Annotated in this window: 15 protein-coding genes; 4 read left to right on the plus strand and 11 right to left on the minus strand. The window is 60.7% G+C overall.

The features are described 5' to 3' along the window. The first annotated feature begins 25 nt into the window (after window positions 1–25). Window positions 26–1,246: an amino acid deaminase gene (locus tag M5G18_RS14325; RefSeq protein WP_273899623.1), complete on the plus strand. Its 1,221-nt coding sequence runs from the start codon at window positions 26–28 to the stop codon at window positions 1,244–1,246. Continuing rightward, the gene (locus tag M5G18_RS14330) at window positions 1,246–2,178 is read left to right on the plus strand and encodes a sugar kinase (RefSeq protein ID WP_273899622.1); all 933 of its coding nucleotides are present in this window, start codon (window positions 1,246–1,248) and stop codon (window positions 2,176–2,178) included. Before M5G18_RS14325 ends, M5G18_RS14330 begins: the two co-directional genes overlap by 1 nt. 157 nt (window positions 2,179–2,335) lie before the next feature. Here M5G18_RS14330 and M5G18_RS14335 read toward each other — a convergent pair whose 3' ends face one another. Both M5G18_RS14335 and M5G18_RS14340 read right to left on the minus strand, forming a co-directional pair. Further along, window positions 2,336–2,611 (minus strand): peptidylprolyl isomerase, encoded by a 276-nt coding sequence (locus tag M5G18_RS14335; protein WP_007952044.1) that lies wholly within the window; start codon window positions 2,609–2,611, stop codon window positions 2,336–2,338. 50 nt (window positions 2,612–2,661) lie between these two features. Then, the gene (locus tag M5G18_RS14340; RefSeq protein ID WP_273899621.1) at window positions 2,662–5,199 is read right to left on the minus strand and encodes a PAS domain-containing hybrid sensor histidine kinase/response regulator; all 2,538 of its coding nucleotides are present in this window, start codon (window positions 5,197–5,199) and stop codon (window positions 2,662–2,664) included. A 127-nt stretch (window positions 5,200–5,326) separates the two neighbouring features. Here M5G18_RS14340 and M5G18_RS14345 point away from each other — a divergent pair, with 127 nt between their 5' ends. Further along, the gene (locus tag M5G18_RS14345; protein ID WP_273899620.1) at window positions 5,327–6,433 is read left to right on the plus strand and encodes a PilT/PilU family type 4a pilus ATPase; all 1,107 of its coding nucleotides are present in this window, start codon (window positions 5,327–5,329) and stop codon (window positions 6,431–6,433) included. 127 nt (window positions 6,434–6,560) lie between these two features. Then, complete coding sequence (locus tag M5G18_RS14350) at window positions 6,561–10,364, plus strand: hypothetical protein (protein WP_273899619.1); 3,804 nt, start codon at window positions 6,561–6,563, stop codon at window positions 10,362–10,364. 46 nt (window positions 10,365–10,410) lie between these two features. Here the strand turns inward: M5G18_RS14350 and M5G18_RS14355 are convergent, their stop codons facing one another. From M5G18_RS14355 to M5G18_RS14395, 9 genes are all read right to left on the minus strand, one after another. Next, a complete protein-coding gene (locus M5G18_RS14355) occupies window positions 10,411–12,366 on the minus strand; it encodes an acetoacetate--CoA ligase (protein ID WP_273899618.1) in 1,956 nt (651 codons plus the stop codon). Between the two features lie 63 nt (window positions 12,367–12,429). Further along, on the minus strand, window positions 12,430–13,203 hold the full coding sequence (gene hbdH, locus M5G18_RS14360) for a 3-hydroxybutyrate dehydrogenase (protein WP_273899617.1): 774 nt from the start codon (window positions 13,201–13,203) through the stop codon (window positions 12,430–12,432). 7 nt (window positions 13,204–13,210) lie between these two features. Beyond that, window positions 13,211–14,602 (minus strand): GntP family permease, encoded by a 1,392-nt coding sequence (locus M5G18_RS14365; RefSeq protein WP_273899616.1) that lies wholly within the window; start codon window positions 14,600–14,602, stop codon window positions 13,211–13,213. 274 nt (window positions 14,603–14,876) lie between these two features. Next, the gene (locus tag M5G18_RS14370; protein WP_273899615.1) at window positions 14,877–16,292 is read right to left on the minus strand and encodes a sigma-54 interaction domain-containing protein; all 1,416 of its coding nucleotides are present in this window, start codon (window positions 16,290–16,292) and stop codon (window positions 14,877–14,879) included. A 40-nt stretch (window positions 16,293–16,332) separates the two neighbouring features. Then, the gene (locus M5G18_RS14375) at window positions 16,333–17,907 is read right to left on the minus strand and encodes an ABC transporter ATP-binding protein (protein WP_273899614.1); all 1,575 of its coding nucleotides are present in this window, start codon (window positions 17,905–17,907) and stop codon (window positions 16,333–16,335) included. Window positions 17,908–17,920: 13 nt separating this feature from the next. After that, window positions 17,921–18,943 (minus strand): ABC transporter permease, encoded by a 1,023-nt coding sequence (locus tag M5G18_RS14380; protein ID WP_007952058.1) that lies wholly within the window; start codon window positions 18,941–18,943, stop codon window positions 17,921–17,923. After that, window positions 18,943–20,004, minus strand: coding sequence for a microcin C ABC transporter permease YejB (locus tag M5G18_RS14385; RefSeq protein WP_007952064.1), 1,062 nt, complete (start codon window positions 20,002–20,004; stop codon window positions 18,943–18,945). The genes M5G18_RS14380 and M5G18_RS14385 overlap by 1 nt, the downstream gene beginning before the upstream one ends. Next, entirely contained in the window at window positions 20,004–21,872 is a 1,869-nt protein-coding gene (locus M5G18_RS14390) for an extracellular solute-binding protein (protein WP_273899613.1), read from the minus strand. The genes M5G18_RS14385 and M5G18_RS14390 overlap by 1 nt, the downstream gene beginning before the upstream one ends. A gap of 135 nt (window positions 21,873–22,007) precedes the next feature. Beyond that, window positions 22,008–22,289 carry a peptidylprolyl isomerase gene (locus M5G18_RS14395; protein WP_007952068.1) on the minus strand — a complete coding sequence of 94 codons (282 nt, stop codon included), beginning with the start codon at window positions 22,287–22,289 and terminating at the stop codon, window positions 22,008–22,010. Window positions 22,290–22,328 lie beyond the last annotated feature (39 nt).

Genomic DNA, 22,328 nt, shown 5'->3' on the forward strand with positions numbered 1-22,328 from the left:
GGGCGCGACTGTGAGGAGTTCGACCATGACGACTGCCAACAACACTGCTGCCGTGCAAAAGGGCGATGCCGCCGTCGGCGCGCAACTGGTGCGTGACATCAGCCTGCCGGCGCTGGTGCTGCACCGCGAAGCGCTGGAACACAACATCCGCTGGATGCAGAAATTCGTCAGCGACAGCGGCGCCGAACTCGCGCCCCACGGCAAGACCAGCATGACCCCGGCGCTGTTTCGTCGTCAGCTCGACGCCGGCGCGTGGGGCATCACCCTGGCCAGCGCCACCCAGACCCGCGCCGCATACGCCCACGGCGTGCGCCGGGTGTTGATGGCCAACCAACTGGTCGGTACGCCGAACATGGCGTTGATTGCCGATCTGCTGGCGGCCGATTCCGGTTTCGATTTCTATTGCATGGTCGATCACCCGGACAACGTCGCCGATCTGGGCGCTTACTTTGCGTCGCGTGGCGTGCGTCTGAACGTGATGATCGAATACGGCGTGGTCGGTGGCCGTTGCGGTTGCCGTAGCGAGCAGGAAGTCATCGAACTGGCCAAGGCCATCGGCGCACAACCGGCGCTGGCCCTGACCGGCATCGAAGGTTACGAAGGCGTGATCCATGGCGATCACGCCGTCAGTGGCATCCGTGAATTCGCCGCCTCGCTGGTGCGCCTGGCGGTGCAGTTGCAGGACAGCGGCGCGTTCGCTATCGCCAAGCCGATCATCACCGCGTCGGGTTCGGCGTGGTACGACCTGATCGCCGAGTCGTTCGAAGCGCAGAACGCCGGCGGGCGTTTCCTCAGCGTGTTGCGCCCTGGCAGTTACGTGGCCCACGACCATGGCATCTATAAAGAGGCGCAGTGCTGCGTGCTCGACCGTCGCAGCGATCTGCACGAAGGCCTGCGTCCGGCGCTGGAAGTCTGGGCTCACGTGCAGTCGATGCCGGAGCCGGGGTTTGCCGTGATTGCCCTGGGCAAGCGTGACGTGGCGTTCGATGCCGGGATGCCGGTGCCGTTGCTGCGTTACAAGGCCGGTGTGCTGCCGGCGGTGGGCGACGATGTAGGCGCCTGCAAGGTGACGGCGGTGATGGACCAGCACGCGTTCATGACCGTGGCGCCGGGCGTGGAGTTGCGCGTCGGCGACATCATTTCCTTTGGCACTTCGCACCCGTGCCTGACTTTCGACAAGTGGCGCGTAGGCCTGCTGGTTGACGAGCAGCTGTCGGTGATCGAAACCATGGAAACCTGCTTCTGATGAACACGCTCAGTCCATTGGGTCCGAACACCCCGCGCATTGCGCTGATCGGCGAATGCATGATCGAACTCCAGCAACGTGCCGATGGCAGCCTGCAACAGAGCTTCGGCGGTGACACGCTGAACACGGCGGTCTATCTGTCCCGCGCGATGGGCGACAAGGCGCAGGTCGATTACGTCACGGCGCTGGGTGATGACAGCTTCAGTGACGCGATGTGCCGCATTTGGGCCGACGAAGGCATTGGTCTGGATCTCGTCCAGCGTTTACCCGGTCGCCTGCCCGGTTTGTATTGCATCCAGACCGACGCTGCCGGGGAGCGGCGCTTTCTGTACTGGCGCAACGAAGCCGCCGTTCGCGACTGCTTCACCACGCCAGCCGCCGCACCGATTCTGGCGGCGCTGCCGGATTACGACGTGCTGTATTTCAGCGGTATCACGCTGGCAGTGCTGGGTGCGCAGGGGCGGGAAAAGCTGATCCAGACCTTGATCGAAGCCCGTCAGCGCGATGCGCGAATCGTCTTCGACAACAACTATCGGCCACGTTTGTGGGCTACAGTGGAGGAGGCGCGGGCGGCCTATCGCAGCGTTTTGCCCCATGTCGATCTGGCGTTGCTGACGGTGGACGACGAGCAGGCGCTGTTCCATTTCGAAGACTGTGGCGCGGTGTTTGAAGCGTACGCGCAGATCGGTACGCCGGAAGTGGTGCTCAAGCGCGGCGCTGAAGCCTGTCTGATCCGTTGCGCCGGGGAAGCGTTCGAAGTCCCGGCGCAGAAGGTCGAGAAGGTGGTGGACACCACGGCGGCGGGGGATTCGTTCAGTGCGGCGTATCTGGCGAGTCGCTTGCTTGGGGGGAGTCCGACGGAAGCGGCGCAGGCCGGGCATCTGTTAGCGAGCCAGGTTATTCAGGTCCCCGGCGCTCTGATTCCGAAGTAATCGGTGAATGGCCGATTGCTGCGCAATCGGTTCGCGGGCAAGCCCGCTCCCACAGGGATGACTGTTGTGAATGCTATCGATGCCACACAGCAGAATCTTGTGGGAGCGGCGGTGCGACGATTCGACTTGCCCGCGAAGAGGCCCTGAAGCCAAACACTTAATCGCGGTAAAACACCTGCACCAGGTGATAGCCGAACTTGCTCTTGATCGGCCCGTGCACAGTACGTAGCGGTTTCTTGAAGATCACCGCATCGATCGCACCGACCATCTGCCCCGGCCGCACTTCACCCAGATCGCCGCCGCGCTTGCCGGACGGGCAGGTCGAAAATTTCTTCGCCAGCACATCGAACGCTTCACCGTTGGCGATGCGTTGTTTGAGTTTTTCGGCCTCTTCGGCGGTTTTCACCAGAATGTGGCGGGCTTGGGCTTTCATCGTGCAATACCTGTAGCGGGGTGACGGCGGGGCGCGGATTATGCCTCAAGTCACGGGTTTTGGCTGATCATCGTGCGGATCTTGCCGGCCAGCTGCTCGATGGAAAACGGCTTGGCGACCATGTCCATGCCGTCCTCGAGGAAGCCCTGACGCTCGGCGGCTTTCTGCGCGTAACCGGTCATGAACAACACCTTGAGCCCCGGACGGTGCTGGCGGGCGATCTCCGCCATTTGCCGGCCGTTCATGCCCGGCAGGCCGACGTCGGTCACCAGCAGGTCCACCCGCAGATCCGATTCGAGCAATGGCAGGGCACCCTTGGCGTCTTCGGCCTCATGGGCGCGATAACCCAGCTCCTTGAGCAGGTCCATGACCAGCATCCGCACCGCCGGATCGTCCTCGACCACCACCACGGTCTCGCCGGTCGCCACAGCGGGGGCTTCGGTAACCGTTTCGATGACCGGCCGCTCCGGTTCCAGTGCATACAAACGCGGCAAGTACAAGCGCACGCAGGTGCCCTGGCCGGGCAGACTGTCGAGGCTGACGTGCCCGCCGGATTGCTGGGCAAAGCCATAAATCATCGACAACCCGAGCCCGGTGCCCTGGCCGATCGGCTTGGTGGTGAAGAACGGATCGAACGCCTTCGAACGTACCGAAGGCGTCATGCCGGTGCCGTTGTCGCTGACTGCGAGCATCAAGTAATCGCCGGCCTTGACCGGTTCGAGGGTGGTGATGTCGTTGCCGTCGAGATAGACATTGGCGGTTTCGATCAGCAGTTCGCCGCCGTCGGGCATGGCGTCGCGGGCGTTGATCACCAGATTGAGCAGGGCGTTTTCCAGTTGACTGACATCGGTGCTGACCGACCAGACATTGTCGGCAAGGCGCAACTTGAGCTCGATCGGATCGCCCTTGGTGCGGCGGATCAGGTCTTCCAGCGAGTGGATCAGCTCGTTGACGTCGATGGTTTTGCGATCCAGCGACTGACGCCGGGAGAACGCCAGCAGACGGTGGGTCAGTGCCGCCGCGCGGTTGGCCGAGGACACCGCCGCATCGGTGAACCGGCCGATCTCATCGGCGCGACCACTGGCGATGTAGCGCTGCATCAGGTCGAGGCTGCCGATGATGCCGGTCAGCATGTTGTTGAAGTCATGGGCGATGCCGCCGGTGAGCTGGCCGACCGCTTCCATTTTCTGCGCGTGGCGCAGAGCGTCTTCGGCGCGCTCGCGTTCGAACATTTCGTTCTGCAAACGCTGGTTGGCCTGGGCCAGTTGCTCGGTGCGCGCACTCACGCGTTCCTCAAGAGTTTCATTGAGGTTGCGCAGGGCTTCTTCGGTCTTTTTGCGTTCGGTCTCGTCGATCACGAAGATGTAGAAACCGTTCACCGCACCGTCCGCGCCGTGGCGCGGCAGGTAATTCATCAAGGCATGCCGCTGGCTCCCGTCGCGGTGCGGCGTATACAGGCTGAACGAGCAGGGACGACCGGCCAGGGCTTCGGCGATGTACGGCGCCCGCAGGAAATAGGCCTCTTCGCCGATCACCTCGCGGATCGTGCGACCGTACAGCTCCTGCGGCGTGAGTCCGTACCAGTCGAGGTACGCGGCGTTGTTCAGGCGAAAGCGTTCCTCATGGTCGACATAACTGATGAGGATCGGCATGGCGTTGATGATCAGCTGCAGCTCGGTCTGGCTTTGACGCAGTGCCTGCTCGGTGTGTTTGCGCTCGGTCAGGTCCAGCGCGGCGCCGAGGAAACGCATCGGCCGGCCATGATGATCCTTGTAGCAGCGCCCGCGGGCGAATACCCAGCGCAGCTCGCCATTGGCTTGCAGCAGGCGGTATTCCTCGGCGTATTCGGTGCCATGGGTAATGCAATGCTTGATGCTGCGGGCGATCAGCGCGCGGTCTTCGGGGTGCACGCCGTGCAGGTATTCGCTGATCGGCAACTGACCGGCCAGCGCCGGATCGACACCGTGCAACTGGGCGAAATGCGCGTCGGCAATGAAGCGGTCTTCGCCAATGTCCCAATCCCAAGTGCCGACCGCATCGGTGGCCGCCAGCGCCAGTTGCAGGCGTTCTTCGCTTTCGCGCTGGGCCTTGAGGCTGTCTTCGGAGCGCTGCTGCAGTTCCAGGGCGATGCGCCGGCGTTCGTTGGTTTCGATGGCGGTAACCAGAATCCCGGCCACTTGCGCGCTTTCGTCGCGGATCGGGCTGTAGGTCAAATCCAGCCAGAAATCGGAATCCTGGCCGTCCCGTTGCAGGGTGAAGCGCCGTTCGCTGTAGGTTCGCACCTGCCCTTGTAGGACGGCGCTGTAAATCGGGTCGGTAAAGTCTCGAAGTTCCGGCCATATCTGGTGCGCCGGTTGTCCGAAAGCGTGCGGATGCTTGCTGCCGGCCAGCAACGCGAAGCCGTCGTTGTAGATTTGGGTCAGGTGCGGGCCCCACAACAGCAGCATCGGCATCGGCGAGTGAATCACGATGTCCACCGCGGTGCGCAGGCTCTGTGGCCAGGTGCCAGCGGCGCCCAGCGGGCTGCGGCTCCAGTCGGTGCGGGCAATCAATGCCTGGGCGTCGTTGGTGTTCGGTACAGCGTTCATCACATCAATCCTGGGCGTCGGTCGGTGAGGCGGCGTCTACTATCCTAGTGCGGTAGACGCTGTAAGGCCCGCCGCGTCACGACGCACGGTCTCAAGTTCATTGAAAGCTTCGCAGGTGCTTTTGGCCATGGAAATCGATGCATTGCTCAAACAACTGGCGAGCCGCCACGGTTCAGATCTGTTCCTGTCCACGGGCGCACCGCCCAGTGCGCGGTTCGACGGGGTGCTGACGCCCTTGAGCGAACAGCCCTTCAAACCCGGTGAGGTGGCAACTGTCGCCGCCTCCCTGATGGACGCCGAGCAGCGCCGGGAGTTCGACCGGGATCTCGAAATGAACCTGGCGATTTCTCGCACCGGGATCGGGCGCTTCCGGGTCAACATCTTCAAACAGCGCAACGACGTGTCGATCGTGATCCGTAACGTCAAACTCGACATTCCGCGATTCGAAGACCTGAAACTGCCGTCGGTATTGCTCGAGTCGGTGATGCTCAAGCAAGGCCTGATCCTGTTCGTCGGCGCCACCGACTCGGGCAAATCCACGTCGCTGGCGGCGCTGATCGACCATCGCAATCGCCACAGCAGCGGGCACATCATCACCATTGAAGACCCGGTGGAATACATCCATCGCCACAAGAAATCGATCATCAACCAGCGCGAAGTCGGGGTCGATACCCGCAGCTTTCACGCTGCGCTGAAAAACACTCTGCGTCAGGCCCCGGACGTGGTGCTGATCGGCGAAATCCGAGATCGCGAGACCATGGAACATGCGTTGGCCTTCGCCGAAACCGGGCATCTGGTGCTGTCGACATTGCACGCCAACAACGCCAATCAGGCGCTGGACCGGATCATCAATTTCTTTCCCGAAGAGCGCCGGCCGCAGCTATTGCATGTGTTGGGTAATCATTTGAAGGCGTTCGTTTCCCAGCGCCTGGTACGGACTCTGGACGGGCAGCGCCGGGCCGCTGCGGAAGTCATGTTGGGGACACCCACCATCGCCGATCTCATACGGCGCAATGAACTGGGGGAGTTGAAAACCATCATGGAGAAATCCACAGAACTGGGCATGCAGACTTTTGATGATGCACTTTACAAGTTGGTGGTGGAAGGTGTTCTCGGTGTACAAGAGGCACTTAAACATGCTGACTCAGTTAATAATTTAAAGTTGAAGTTGAAACTCGAACATCAGGGTGTGGCTTCTGATTCAGGTACTGGTGAGTGGGGATTGGTAGATTGAGGGGAAGTTGAATTTGGTGGTCTTGGGTTCGAAACGTTAACTTATAAATAACGACTGGAAAGCATGTTTGGTGTAAGTAATATCGCCCCGGCCAAAAAAGGCGCATTCATTGAATGATGGGGAAGATATGAGTTTTGAATCCAAAGGGAAGTTTTTCAAGTATGCAGCCGGTGCGAACATGCAGCAGCGGCTGGATGCGGATGCTGTAGAACGCAATCGGGTATTGGCTGAGTTGAAATCGTGCCTCGCGAAGTATCCGGCAGAACAGAAGATTCTGGGATGGGATTACCAGATCGAGTTGCAGAAGAACTCGTCCTTGCATGAAATCCATGCACCCGGTCAGATGCTTTTGATCAAGCTGACCCGCACGACTGCCATGCGCAGCTATCTGCTGAGTTTGACGCTGGATGACAGGCCGCCGATCTGCGTGGCCCAATCCGGAAAAATGGAAGTGTTCGCTCCAGACGGCTGGATTGATTTCAAGGACCATTACAATCACAAGGGCCTGAATTTCGATCACTCTGTGTTGTCGCTGATAACGGATATCGCCAAGGAAACGGGCGGGTATGTATGGACGGACGACGAAATTACCGTGGATCAATGGCTAAGCTTTCATGGCTATGATGTGCCCGGTACGGCTGCCCAGCTGACTAACCTGATTGCCTACTTCGAGTTCGAGTTTCCGGAAGTTGATGATCTGGGGAACTATGGCGGGCAACTTGTCGTGGATGATCAGTCATTCATTACATTGTCTTCCGAACAATGCCTGGCGATCAAAAATGTCACGTCTCAGCAACTGCCCAGTCAATCCAGATTGCTGGACAGTTTGATGTCGGGTTCACGACCCGGGATCGCAGTGCATGACAATGCGGCAGTCATGTTAAAGCAGGTTATCGCTCATTCGGTTTCGCAGGGATGGGCGCGTTCATGCCTTCAACGACTTCACTGGCTAGGCTCTCAGGCGGGACAGACAATCTCTGAATCACAACTTGGCCAACTGTTGGTGACCGCCATGTTGCTGGACATCAATCCCTTTATCGGCAAGCAGCAGAACAGAAAGTCGGTCGGCAGTTACGAGCTGTATTCGCCACGCTATCTCGGCAGGCCTGCGTCCGTTGTCCTGGAGGGGTTGCGCGATCACATGGTCGCCAACCAATGGGTCGGCCATGACGCGGCACCGCTGGCGATACACTTGTGCCTGGCGCAGATCGCCCCTGAATTCATTGTCAGGCAGGTACCGACATCCATCGCGATCGGGTCGCTGGAGTGGGTTGCCTTCTGTCGGGGTGTCGCGTTGGTCGAAGCAGCCGTTCAAGGCGCTGCGCGAGTGATGACTTATCCGCAGATCATGGCCTATGCGCAGCTCGAACCCGTCAGCCAGTCGCTGGCTGATGTGCATATGCTGGCATTGATCGATCCGATCGTGGACTGGGCGTTGATCAACGCTGTCGTCACTGAAGCCGAACTGAAGCAGGATGAGAAGGCGACGACGCAGCGGGCCATCGTCGCCTATCAGCAATACGTGGCGAATTTTTCTCAGGTCGGCATCGCCTATTCCACGCCATTGCCCGATCGCAGAGCCATCGCCAGGGCCGTGCTGGAGGCTGCAGCCCCAGGTTGCGACTTTCTGGAAAAACCGCGGCTCAATCAGCGTCCCGGGCTTTGGACTTCTCCGACCACTGTGTCGATGGTCGACTTGCATATGTCCGGTGATCTGACAAAGCAGGAGTGGGACTTTCACCCTGTCTTTCCAGACAGCAAGGCCCCCGATCTGCAATCCCAGATCACCGGCAGCAGACCCGCGACTCACGATCCATCAGTCGTGAGTATTTACCGCCGCTATCCGAAACTCTTGCAACTGGCAGACAACAACGTCGAGTTCAGCCGACAGTTGCGCAGTTATCTGGGCGAGATGAACGTGGCTTTGGCCACCACACTCAAACTGGCGCTGTCGCGGATGTCCTATTTCGACCTGCAGGATGTGCTGCGTGGTGAGCTGACGTTTTTCACGGTACGTGACTCTGCCGTCATCACTCGCACTACGCCGATAGGCGGTCCGCTGCACCGGAAAGAGCCGGTCGAGAGCCAGGCCGGAAAGGACGCTGCGACGGGACGATTCGGTTTGGTCATGTGTGCCTCGCATCGCGGTAAAACGAGTTGCTTTGAAGTGTTCACCCTGCGGGGCGAGATCCACCGCAACGATGAACTGGGAAAGCTGATCGTCAGCGGTGGCAAGCTCCAGGCCCCGGCCAGGGTGGATTTCAAAGGCGATCTGAAGACCCACGTAGCACCGACTCCCAAACAGCGCTTGCCGATCAATATCAAGTGCTACATCGAAGGTGTGGCGAATGATTTCAAAGTCACGCGCAGTGAAGCGATTATCGACAAGTTGATTGTGTTGTCTGCACCGGCCACACCTTCGAAACCGAAAAACAGCGAGTACCAGAACTTCTCTGACCCTCGGATCGGGCAGATTTCGGCGCTCATCGTTTCACGGCATCCGTTGATGACCTTCGAACAACTGCGAGCGACCGCCACTCTGCCCACGGAACTTGAACGTGAGCGGGCAAAAGGTGAAGCGGTGACGACCTATATCGTGGATCTGGCCGTGCCATTCAAACGCTGCATCCAGGACCTCAGCACCGGCGAACACAATCTGGTGGTCGACGGCCTCTACGGTTGTGCCATGGATGCCATTGCCCTGGTGGGCACCGTTGCGGGCGTGGTCAGCAAAACAGTTTCGATCGTGTCAAAGGCTTCCACGCTGGCCACCAGGCTGGGGAACCTCGCCAGGTTGGCGATTGCCACCGGGATTTCCATTTTCAACCCGCTGGACGACCTGCCTTCAGTCGTGCGCGGCACGGGCAAGCTGGTCTACAAGGGCGGGATGCGTCTGAGTCGTCAGACCCAGGAAATCATTGCGCTGGCCAAATCACAGATGGGGCATATCAAAGGCACTCAAAAATCCGGGCAATTGCTCGGTACAAGTGACAGCGCGATCGTCGGACAAGGCACCTGGCGCCCGAAAACGGCCAGTGCAGACACCTTGACCGTGCTGGCTGCACGCAAGGACTTCCACTGGTATGCGCTGGATCGTACGGGCAAGGCCTGGGGGCCAAAGCTGAGCAACTTCATGTTCGATGCGCCTTTGAGGGCGAACCGTTCCCACAAGACACTGCCGATCAGTTATACCCGAGACGTCATCAAGAACAGCTTGCCGAAGGTCAAGGCCAAGATCGAACAGGCGATCAAGGCCATCGGCGATCATGACTTTACGAGGGATCGAGACTTCATCATCAAAGCATTTCTGGGCAGCAACACTTCGGATGCCACGGATCGGATATTGAAATACCTGAACCTGATCCGTACCGATTTCGCCGGTTTTTCCCTGAGCAATCTGATTCTTGAACAGTACAAGGACAGCGGCAATATCGCCGCCTTCAATCCCGAGGCGTACCGGCAATGGATCGCCGCCAGTGCCAGCGAGCGGCCAGACGTGATGTTCATGGAAGTCTATGCGCGCAATCTGAACGCTCATTTCACCGGGCACGGTTACAACCATGCCGTAGTGGCGGATGACCTGATTCACGAGATGCTGCATGGTGCGGCGCAGACTGAGGACGTCAGCTACGCCAGCGATACTGCCAAGAGCGGGAGCGCTGACCAGACGCTGAACGTGACGTCGCTGCTCAACCTCGCCAGCGGCAACCTGCCGATGGACGAAGAGGGCACCACGACGCTATACCAGTCGGCAACGAAGGCCGTTGAAAACGCTGACTCGCTGGCCTTGGTCATCTCATTGCTCGATCAGTACTACACCGACAAACCCGAATTCGAGCGCAACCTTGATACCCTTGAGCAGTGTCTCGCGATCCATCGAACCGGCGCGATTGTCGAACCGGTGGTGCTGACCCTGAACCGATCTCAATAATCCGCCTGCACTACACAACAGTGCCCCCTGACAAGGGGGCGCTGTTTCAGTGGTTCAGCTCCGTTCGATTGCGAAATTGCTCAAGCGCTTGCGGATTGGCTAGCGCATCGGTGTTTTTCACTTGTTCACCGTGCACTACATTGCGCACGGCCAGCTCCACCACTTTGCCGCTGATGGTGCGCGGAATGTCAGTGACCGCGACGATCTTTGCCGGTACATGGCGCGGTGTGGTGTTGGCGCGGATCACTTGGCGAATCTGCTGTTGCAGTGCCTCATCCAGCGTTACGTCTTCCTTGAGGCGCACGAACAGCACCACCCGCACGTCGTCCTGCCACTGTTGGCCGATGGCGACGCTGTCCAGCACCTGCGGGACTTTCTCCACCTGTCGGTAGATTTCCGCCGTGCCGATGCGCACGCCGCCGGGGTTGAGCACGGCGTCGGAGCGGCCGTGAATCAGCATTCCGCCGTGGGGCAGTTGCTCGGCGTAGTCACCCTGGGCCCAGACGCCGGGGAACTGGCTGAAATAGGATTTGCGCAACTTCTCGCCGTCCGGATCGTTCCAGAGTCCGATGGGCATCGCCGGGAATGGTCGAGTGCACACCAACTCACCTTTTTCGCCGATCACCGGTTGCCCGGCGTCGTTCCACACTTCCACCGCCATGGCCAGGCTCTTGCCCATGATCTCGCCCCGGCGGACCGCCGACATAGGGTTGCCGTTGACGAAGCAGGACACGATGTCCGTGCCGCCGGACATCGAGGACAGGCAGACGTCCGGTTTGAAGTCGCGATAGACGAAGTCATAACTCTGCGGCGACAGCGCGGAGCCGGTGCAGAGCAGGGTTTTCAGGTGGCTCAGGTCGTAGCTTTCGCGCGGCTTGATGCCGCTGCTTTCCAGGGTCGCGAGGAATTTCGGACTGGTGCCGAACACGCTGACCTGCTCGTCGTCGAGCAGCTCCAGCAACCGCTCGTTGTCCGGATAAAACGGTGAGCCGTCATACAGCACCACCGCACTGCCGACCGCCAGTGCCGAGACCAGCCAGTTCCACATCATCCAGCCGCAGGTGGTGTAGTAGAACAAGCGGTCGCCAGGGCCCAGGTCGACATGCAGCCCGTGTTCCTTGGCGTGTTGCAGCAACACGCCGCCGGTGCTGTGAACGATGCATTTCGGCACGCCGGTGGTGCCGCTGGAATACAGCACGTACAGCGGATGATCGAACGGCACTGGGACGAATTGCGGCTCATCGCCGGGTTCGTAGAAATCGTCCCACAGCGTGACGTTGGCGGGTGTCCGGTAATCCGTGGCATGGGCCTGAGGTCGCGCGTAGGGCACGATGATCAGCTGTTGGAGTGACGGCAGCTGTTCGAGGATTTCATTGATCTTGACGGTCTGGTCGATCTCTTTGCCGGCATAGCGGTAACCGGCGCAGGTAATCAGCACTTTCGGTTCAATCTGGCCGAAGCGGTCGATCACGCCGTGGGTGCCGAAGTCCGGCGACGAGCACGACCAGATCGCGCCGAGACTGGTGGTCGCGAGCATCGCCACCAGGGTTTGCCAGGTGTTGGGCATGCAGGCTGCGACCCGGTCGCCGAGCACGACGCCGGCCGCTTGCAGGCTGGCCTGGAACCCGGCGACTTGCTGGGCCAGTTCGGCCCAGGTCAGCAGTTCACGCTGGCCGTTTTCCCCGATAGCGATCACGGCGGTGGCATCGTCGCGGCGACTCAGCAGGTGTTCGGCGAAATTCAGGGTGGCGCCGGGAAACCATTCGGCCCCCGGCATTTTCAGGCCTCCACGCAGAACGGCGTCCGGCTGGGTGTGAAAACTGATACCGAAGAAATCCACGATCGCCTGCCAGAAGGCTTCACGATGGTCGATGGACCATTGGTGCAGGGCAGGGTAGTCATCGAGGTGCACGTGATGACGCTGAATGATGAAGCGCCGAAAGCCGTCCATGCGGGACCGGGCAATGCGTTTGGCATCGGGCTGCCAGAGAATGTCGGACATGGTTTGCCTCTTATTGTTGGTCAGAAAGCTCCCACGACAACGTGGGAGCGATCAGTTGCAAGCTTACTGCGCGAGCCACCCGCCATCGATATTCCACGCGGCGCCTCGCACCTGGCTGCCGGCTTCGCTGCACAGAAACAACACCAGTTCACCCAGGTGCGCAGGGGTGACGAACTCCAGCGACGGCTGTTTTTCGGCCAGCAGATCGTGTTGTGCCTGTTGCGGGTCGACACCCTTGGCCGCGCGATCGTCGATCTGTTTCTGCACCAGCGGCGTCAGGACCCAGCCCGGGCAGATCGCGTTGCAGGTGACGTTGCTGGCGGCGGTTTCCAGGCCGACCACTTTGGTCAGGCCGATCACGCCATGTTTGGCCGCCACGTACGCGGCTTTGCCGGTGGAACCCACCAGACCGTGCACCGAGGCGATGTTGACGATCCGTCCCCAGCCCTTGGCGCGCATGCCCGGCAAACTCAGGCGAGTGCTGTGAAACACCGAGGACAGGTTGATCGCAATGATCGAATCCCAGCGCTCCACCGGAAACTCTTCCACCGCCGCGACGTGCTGGATGCCGGCGTTGTTGACCAGAATGTCCACGCCGCCGAATTCGCGCTCGGCGTAGGCGATCATGTCGGCGATCTGCGCCGGGTCGCTGACGTCTGCCGAGTGATGGCCGACCTTGCCGCCGAACTGCTCGACTTCGGCGATCACCTTGGAGGCGTCGCCAAAACCATTAAGGATCAGGTTGGCGCCGGCCTTGGCCAGTGTCAGGGCGATGCCCAGCCCGATGCCGCTGGTGGAGCCGGTAACCAGTGCGGTCTTGCCAGAAAGAGTCGTCATCAATACCTCACACAATGCCAGTGGCGTAGAAAGTGCCGATCACCACGAAAACCGCCAGGGTCTTGATCAGCGTAATACAGAAAATGTCCTTGTAGGCCTCACGGTGAGTCAGGCCGGTGACGGCGAGCAGGGTAATCACCGCGCCGTTGTGTGGCAGGGTGTCCATGCCGCCGCTGGCCATCGCGGCCACCCGGTGCAGCACTTCCAACGGGATGTTGGCGGCGTGGGCAGCACTGGTGAATTGTTCGGACATCGCCGCGAGCGCGATGCTCATGCCGCCCGAAGCGGAACCGGTGATACCGGCCAGCAGGGTCACGGTGATCGCTTCGTTGACCAGCGGATTGGGAATGCTCTTGAGCCAGTCGGCCAGCACCAGAAAACCTGGCAACGAGGCGATGACCGCGCCGAAACCGTATTCCGACGCGGTGTTCATCGCCGCCAGCAGTGCACCGCTGACTGCGCTTTTGCTGCCTTCGGCGAGCTTGCTTTTGATCGCTTTAAAACCGAATGCCAGCACCATCAGGATGCCGACCAAAAGGGCTGCCTGCACCGCCCAGATCGCCGTGAGTTTGGCGATCTCGGTGGTAACCGGCGCGGCCATGCCCGGCAGTGCGAGGCTGTGGGTCTTGCCGTACCACTGCGGAATCCATTGGGTGAACAGCAGGTTCATGATGCCCACCGCCAGCAGCGGCGACAGGGCGATCCACGGGTTCGGCAGTTTCAGGTCTTCGGCGGTTTCCGGTTCGTTGCGCAGTTCGGTGCCGTAGCCTTCACCCGCGCGCTGAGCCTTGTTGCGCTGGCGCTGCAGGAACAGCATGCCGGCGCAGAACACGAAGATCGTGCCGATCACACCCAGCCATGGCGCCGCCCACGCGGTGGTGTTGAAGAAGGTGCTGGGGATGATGTTCTGGATCTGCGGCGTGCCGGGCAGGGCGTCCATGGTGAACGAAAACGCGCCGAGGGCGATGGTTGCCGGGATCAGGCGCTTGGGGATGTTGCTCTGGCGGAACATTTCCGCTGCGAACGGGTAGACCGCAAACACTACGACGAACAGCGAAACGCCGCCGTAGGTGAGCAGGGCGCAGACCAGCACGATCACCAGCATCGCCTGACGGGTGCCGAGCAGACGAATCGCTGCGGCAACAATCGAGCGCGAAAAACCCGACAACTCGATCAGCTTGCCGAACACGGCGCCGAGCAGGAACACGGGAAAGTAGAGTTTGATGAAACCGACCATCTTCTCCATGAACACCCCGGTGAACGCAGGGGCGACGGCAGACGGGTCGGTGAGCAGGACGGCGCCGAGGGCGGCGATCGGGGCAAAAAGGATAACGCTATAGCCACGGTAGGCCGCGAGCATCAGCAGTGCGAGGGCTGCCAAGGCGATGATCACACTCATGGTGTGCTCCTTCGATTGTTATTTTTGTGGGTGGAACGGGTGTGGAAAGGAGCTAAAGCGAGAACTGTGCCAGATGCTTAAGTGATTGAAATAAAAGGAATTAATTTGATATTTGGCGATGGTTTTCGAGAAGTTGTCTCTGGTTGGAGACTTTTATGGCTGTGAGGACGCTTTCGCGGGCAAGCCCGCTCCCACAGTTGGACGCATTCCCCTGTGGGAGCGGGCTTGCCCGCGATGCTTTTGATGTTGTCTCTCTATGGGGAATTTTGTCTCCCTATTGAGACTCTGCGATCCCGAGCGCAATCATCTTCTTGTACAACGTCGACCGACCAAGCCCGAGCCGCTCAGCCGCCTCGACCACCTTGCCCCCGCATTGCGCGAGGGTGGATTGAATCAACTGCCGGTCAAACCGCTCTCGAGCCTGACTGAAGGTTTCGTTGGTTATCGGCTCTGACAGAGGCGCCAGCGCTCGCTCAACCGGTGTAAACGTGCCAATCGCTGCACGAATGTCATCCGCCGTCAGCATCAAGTCATCACTGAGCAACGCCGCCCGTTCCAGCACATTGCGCAGCTCGCGGATATTCCCCGGCCAGGCATGCTGACCCAATAGCTCCAGCGCTTGGCGATTCAGCTCATGCTGGCTGCGCAACTCCTCAAGAATCGCTTCACTGAGCGCCGGCAGATCATCCAGTCGTTCCCGCAGCGGCGGCACCTGAATCGGCAACACGTTGAGCCGGTAGTACAAATCCGCGCGGAACTCGCCGCGCTTGATCGCCGCCTCCAGATCCGTCGAGGTCGCGGCAATCACCCGCACATCGCTCTGGATCACGTCGTTGGAGCCTACGGGCTCGAACTCCTTTTCCTGCAACACCCGCAGCAATTTGCTTTGCAGCGGCAGCGGCATGTCGCCGATCTCGTCGAGAAACAGCGTCCCGCCCTGGGCAATCTGCAACTTGCCGGTGCGACCCTTGCGGTCGGCGCCGGTGAAGGCGCCGGGCGCAGTGCCGAAGAACTCGGCTTCAAGCAGTGCTTCCGGAATAGCCGCACTGTTGATGCTGACGAACGCCTTGTGCGCCCGAGGCGAAGCGCCGTGGATGGCCTGGGCCAGCAATTCCTTGCCGCTGCCGGTTTCGCCCAGCAACAGAACCGGCGACTCGGCGCTCGCGCTGCGACGGGCACGGCGTTTGACTTCCAGGCTCGCGGCGCTGGTGCCAATGAAATGGGCGAAGTTGTATTTGGTCTGCCGGGCGCGCAGCAGCGAACGGGTCGAAGCCAGTTCTTCCTGCATGCTCAGGTAGCGTTTGAGCATCGGCGACAGCGTGCGCAATTCGTCGAACAGGGCAAAACCGATGGCGCCGATCACCGCGCCGGCGTCGTCATGGATCGGCAGGCGCATCACCACCAGCGGTTCTTTCGGGGTGTCCTGCATGTCCAGCAGAATCGGCCGCCCGGTGCGCACCACCTCGCGCAGCAGGCTGCCGGGGATCACGCTTTCGCAAGGCTTGCCGATGGCCCCGGCGGCGGAGTCGAGACCAAAACGCCGCGCATAGCGCTCGTTCATCCAGACGATGTTCGCGTCGCGGTCGACAATCACCGTGCCTTCACTGGATTGTTCGATGATCTCGAACAACGAACGGATTGCCAGCGTGCGAACCCGTTGGTAATCCTTGAGGCTTTCGGTGGTGTTCATGGCGGCGTCCATTGGCGGAAGTCAGGTGGCGCGATTATGCCTATCCCGGATGCGCCGCCGCCAACAGCTCTTTGGTATAGGGATGCTGCGGTGAATCGAACACGTCATGGCTGGCGCCGCTTTCGACCACCTTGCCGTCCTTGATCACGATCATGTCGTGGGCCAGCGCCCGCACCACGGCCAGATCGTGACTGATGAACAGATACGTCAGTCCGTGTTTTTCCTGAAGCTGACGGAGCAGGGCGACCACCTGCTTCTGCACGGTGCGATCCAGTGCGGAGGTAGGTTCGTCGAGCAGGATCAGCGCCGGTTTGAGCACCAGCGCCCGGGCGATGGCAATGCGCTGACGCTGCCCGCCAGAGAACTCATGGGGATAGCGATGACGGCTTTCAGGGTCGAGCCCGACCTCCTTGAGCACGCGGATCACCTGGTCGTCGCACTCTTCGGCAGTGGACTGGCAATGCACCTCCAGCCCTTCGCTGATGATCTGCGCCACCGACATGCGCGGGCTGAGGCTGCCGAACGGGTCCTGGAACACCACCTGCATCTGCCGGCGCCACGGCCGCATCTGCTTCTGGTCGAGACCGTCGAGTGCCGTGCCCTGGAAGCGAATGCTGCCCTTGGAGTCGAGCAGCCGCAGGATCGCCTGACCGAGGGTCGACTTGCCCGAACCGGACTCGCCGACGATGCCCAGCGTCTTGCCGCGCTGGATGTTCAGGCAGATACCGTCCACCGCGCGCAGGTATTGCTTGCGCTGGAACAGCCCGCCGCCGACCGTGAAATCAACCCGCAGGTCATCGACTTCCAGCACGTTCTCGCGTTCGTCCCGGGGCAGTGCTTCGCCTTCCGGTTCAGCGTTGAGCAACACGCAGCTGTAAGGGTGTTTCGGCTCGGTGAACAGGGTTTCGCACGGCGCCTGCTCGACGATCTCACCGGCCTTCATCACGCACACCCGCTGGGCGATGCTGCGCACCAGATTCAGGTCATGGCTGATCAGCAGCAGCGACATGCCCAGGCGCCGTTGCAGGGACTTGAGCAGTAGCAGGATCTTGCGCTGTACGGTCACGTCGAGGGCGGTGGTTGGCTCGTCGGCGATCAGCAATTCAGGTTCGCAGGCCAGGGCCATCGCGATCATCACCCGCTGGCGCTGGCCACCGGACAGCTGATGAGGATAAGCCTTCAGCCGTTCTTTTGGTTTCTGGATGCCCACCAGTTCCAACAGTTCGAGGATCCGTGCCTGAGCCTCTTTGCCGCCGAGGCCACGGTGCAGCAACAGGGTTTCGCCGATTTGCTTTTCAATCGTGTGCAACGGATTGAGCGAGGTCATCGGCTCCTGGAAAATCATCGCGATGCGGTTGCCCCGCAGGTCGCGCAGGGTCTTGGGATCGGCACCGACCAGTTCCTGTCCACGATAACGAATGCTGCCGGTGGTCCGGGCATCGCATTCGGGTAGCAGTTGCAGGATCGAATGGGCCGTCACAGACTTGCCCGAGCCCGACTCGCCGACCAGTGCCAGGCACTCGCCGGGTCGGATGTCCAGGCACAGGTTGCGCACCACGGTCTGGCCATGGAAGGCGACGCTGAGGTCACGGATTTCGATCAGATTGTCAGTCATATCAAGGGTCCGTTCATGAGCGCGGGTCAAAGGCATCGCGCAACGCTTCGCCGATGAATACCAACAGGGAAAGAATCAGTGCCAGGGTGAAAAATGCGGTCAATCCGAGCCACGGCGCTTGCAGGTTCTGTTTGCCCTGACCGATGAGCTCGCCCAGTGACGCGCTGCCGGCAGGCATGCCGAAGCCGAGGAAATCCAGCGCGGTCAGGGTCGAAATCGCCCCGGTCAGAATGAAGGGCAGATAGCTCAAGGTTGCGTTCATCGCGTTGGGCAAAATGTGCCGGACAATCACCTTGCGATCACTCAAGCCCAAGGCCCGGGCAGCCTTGACGTACTCGAGGTTGCGCCCGCGCAGAAACTCGGCGCGCACTACGTCCACCAGCGCGAGCCAGGAAAACAGCGCCATGATCCCCAGCAGCCACCAGAAGTTCGGCTCGACGAATCCCGAAAGGATGATCAGCAGGTAAAGCACCGGCAACCCCGACCAGACCTCCAGCAAACGCTGGCCGAGCAGATCGACCCAGCCCCCGTAATAACCCTGCAGGGCACCGGCTGCGATGCCGATCAGGGCGCTGACGAAGGTCAGCATCAGGGCGAACAGGATCGACACCCGTGCGCCGAAAATCACCCGAGCCAGTACGTCGCGCGCCTGATCGTCGGTGCCCAGCCAGTTGACCGAAGTCGGCGGGCTCGGTGCCGGTTTGTTGAGGTCGTAGTTCGGGGTGTCGTCACTGAACGGAATCGGCGGAAACAGCAGCCAGCCACCGTCCTTGCGGATCAGCTTCTGCACGTAATCGCTGCGGTAATCGGCCTGGAACGGCAGTTGTCCGCCGAACTCCTGTTCGGTGTGGCGCTTGAACACCGGGAAGTACCACTGGCCCTGATAACTGACGACCAATGGCTTGTCGTTGGCGATCAGTTCACCGCCGAGGCTGAGCAGGAACAGGCCGATGAACAGCCACAGCGACCACCAGCCCCGGCGGTTTTTCTTGAATCGTTCGAAACGGCGACGGCCCAGAGGCGAGAGCTTGAACATCAGGCATTCCTCGCGGCGAAGTCGATGCGCGGGTCGACCAGGGTGTAGCACAGGTCGCCGATCAGTTTTATCAGGAGGCCGAACAGGGTGAAGATGAACAGCGAGCCGAACACCACCGGATAGTCCCGGGACACGGCCGCTTCGTAACTCATGCGCCCGAGACCGTCGAGGGAGAAGATCACTTCGATCAGCAACGAACCCGCGAAGAACACGCTGATGAACGCCTGGGGAATGCCCGACACCACCAGCAGCATCGCGTTGCGGAACACGTGTCCGTAGAGCACCCGGTTCTCGCTCAGGCCTTTGGCGCGAGCGGTGACCACGTATTGGCGGGTGATTTCATTGAGGAACGAGTTTTTGGTGAGGATGGTCAGGGTGGCGAAACCGCCGATCACCAGCGCCGTGACCGGCAGTACAAGATGCCAGAAATAGTCGGTGATCTTGCCCAGCGTCGACAGGGATTCGAAGTTGTCGGACACCAGACCGCGCACCGGAAACCAGTTCAGCGAGGTGCCGCCAGCGAACACCACGATCAGGAACATCGCGAACAGGAATGCCGGCATGGCGTAGCCGATGATGATCGCCGTGCTGCTCCAGATATCGAAATGGCTGCCGTGGTGCACGGCTTTGCGGATGCCCAGCGGGATCGACACCAGATAGGTGATCAGCGTCGCCCACAGGCCGAGGGAAATGGTCACCGGCATTTTCTGCAGGATCAGGTCGGTAACCGTGGCGCCGCGGAAGAAGCTCTTGCCGAAATCCAGCTGCGCGTAGTTCTTGAGCATCAGCCACAGGCGTTCATGGGCCGGTTTGTCGAAGCCGTACTGTTTTTCGATGTCCTTGATCAGCTGCGGATCGAGGCCGCGACTGGCGCGGGACGTGCCGCTCATGGTCTCGCTCGCACCGCCGCCGACGCTGGCGCCGCCGATCCCCTGCAAGTGGGCGATGGCCTGTTCAACCGGACCACCCGGCGCGGCCTGGATGATCACGAAGTTGACCAGCAAAATGATCACCAGCGTCGGGATGATCAGCAGCAGGCGCCGCAGTATGTAAGCCCACATCAGTGCGGCCCTCCGGGTCTGCCACGGCTGATTTTCTCGGCCGTCATCTGCTGGTTGGTCAGCGGCGTGCTGCTGATTTCCCACCAGCTCTCGATCGCTTCGTCATTGCTCGCCTGCACGGTGGGAATGCCGAAACGGTTCCACCACACGGTGGACGTGCCCGGCGGGTAATAGTTGGGAATCCAGTAGTAGTTCCATTGCAGCACCCGGTCCAGCGCATGGGCATAACGCAACATGTCGGCCTGGGTCGAGGCGCGGATCAGGCCGTTGATCAAGGTGTCGACCGCCGGGTTCTTCAGCACCATGTAATTGTTGGCGCCCGGGTCGTTGGCCGACGCCGAACCGAAGTAGTTCAACAGTTCGCCGCCTGGGGAGGTGGTGACCGGGTAACCGGTGACGATCATGTCGTAGTCACGACTCATCAGGCGATTGACGTACTGCGAGGAGTCGATGCGACGGATGTCGAGGTTGATGCCGATCTGTTTTAGCGTGCGCTTGTACGGCAGCAACAGACGGTCCATGCCGTTCTGGCTGACCAGGAAGGTGAAGCTCAGCGGCTCGCCACGGTCGTTGACCAACTGGTCGCCATCGGGTTTCCAGCCGGCCTGTTCCAGCAGCTCCAGCGCTTGCAGTTGTTTGTCGCGGATAATGCCGCTGCCATCGGTCTTCGGTGCTTCGAAGACCTGGGTGAACACCTCGTCGGGAATCTGTCCGCGCAAGGGTTCGAGAATCTTCAGTTCGGCGGCGTCCGGCAGCTTGCGGGCGGCCAGATCACTGTTGGAAAAGTAACTCTGCTGGCGGATGTACATGTTGCGCATCATCTGCCGGTTGCTCCATTCGAAATCCCAGAGCATGGCCAGTGCCTGACGAACGCGGCGATCCTGGAATATCGGCTTTTGCTGGTTGAACACGAAACCCTGGGCCGACTGCGGCGCTTCGGTGGCCAGATGCGCTTTTTGCAGGCGACCGTCGCTCAGGGCAGGGCTGTCGTAACCGATGGAGTAGCCGGTGGCGGAGAATTCACGGTTGTAGTCATAGGCGCCGCCGCGCAAGACCTGGCGGGCGACGTCGGTGTCGCCGAAGTACTCGATACTGAAGTGGTCGAAGTTGTACAGGCCACGGCTGACCGGCAAGTCCTTGCCCCACCAGTCGGGATTGCGTTCAAAGGTGATGCTGCGCCCGGAGTCGACCTTGCCGACCCGATACGGGCCGCTGCCCAGCGGCGGTTCATAGCCGCCACCACCGGCGAAATCACGGGTCTTCCACCAATGCTCGGGAAATACCGGCAGGGTCGCGATGTCCAGCGGCAGGGTACGGTTTTCATTGCTTTTGAAGTCGAAGCGCACGGTGAGCGGGGCTTCCACTTCCACGCCTTTGACGTCGGCGAACTGGGTGCGATAACGCAGGCTGCCCTGGGTCATCAGCAAGTCATAGGTGTAGCGCACGTCTTCGGCGGTGATCGGCTTGCCGTCGGCGAAGCGGGCCTTGGGATTGATGAAGAAACGCAACGACAGGCCGTCATCCGAGCGTTCCATTTTCTGCGCCACGAGGCCGTATACGGTGTAGGGCTCGTCGAGCGAGCGCTGGGCGAGCGGGGAGTACAGCAGGCCGTCGATCTGGCTGACGCCGATGCCTTTGTCGATATAAGGCAGGACGTGGTCGAAATGGCCGATCTCGATGGCCGAGCGGCGCATCGTCCCGCCTTTGGGCGCCCGGACGTTGGTGTAGTCGAAGTGACTGAAGCCGGGCGGGTACTTTGCCGGTTCGCCATAGACGGTCATCGCATGCTGGGGTGCGGCGTCCACACCGGTGATCCCCAGCAGCAGGGTCACGGCAGTGAACATCAATGTCGGGAAAGCCAGTCGCATTGTCAGCCTTAAAGCCGGGTAATCGATAAGCGCAATTTGTACGCGAGCGGCGCGCCGTTCGCCAGCGGTGCGATGTAACCAAAACAAAACGGCCCGCCATCAGGCGGGCCGTTGCACAGCAGGTCGGGCTGAAAATCAGTCCTGGCGGCTGGTCACTTCCAGCAGGTGGTAACCGAACTGGGTCTTCACCGGACCTTGCACGACGTTGATCGGCGCGCTGAATACCACGGTGTCGAATTCCTTGACCATCTGGCCAGGACCGAACGAGCCCAGATCGCCGCCCTGGCGGCTGGACGGGCAGGTGGAATTGGCCTTGGCCACTTCGGCGAAATCGGCGCCGCCTTCAATTTGGGCCTTGAGTTCGTTGCACTTGGCTTCGCTGGAAACCAGGATGTGGCGGGCAGTGGCTTTAGCCATTGGGAAACTCTCCAATCAAATCAGTAAAGGGTGGAGCCT

This window comes from Pseudomonas aphyarum (genome assembly GCF_028657055.1).
Taxonomy (GTDB): domain Bacteria; phylum Pseudomonadota; class Gammaproteobacteria; order Pseudomonadales; family Pseudomonadaceae; genus Aquipseudomonas; species Aquipseudomonas aphyarum.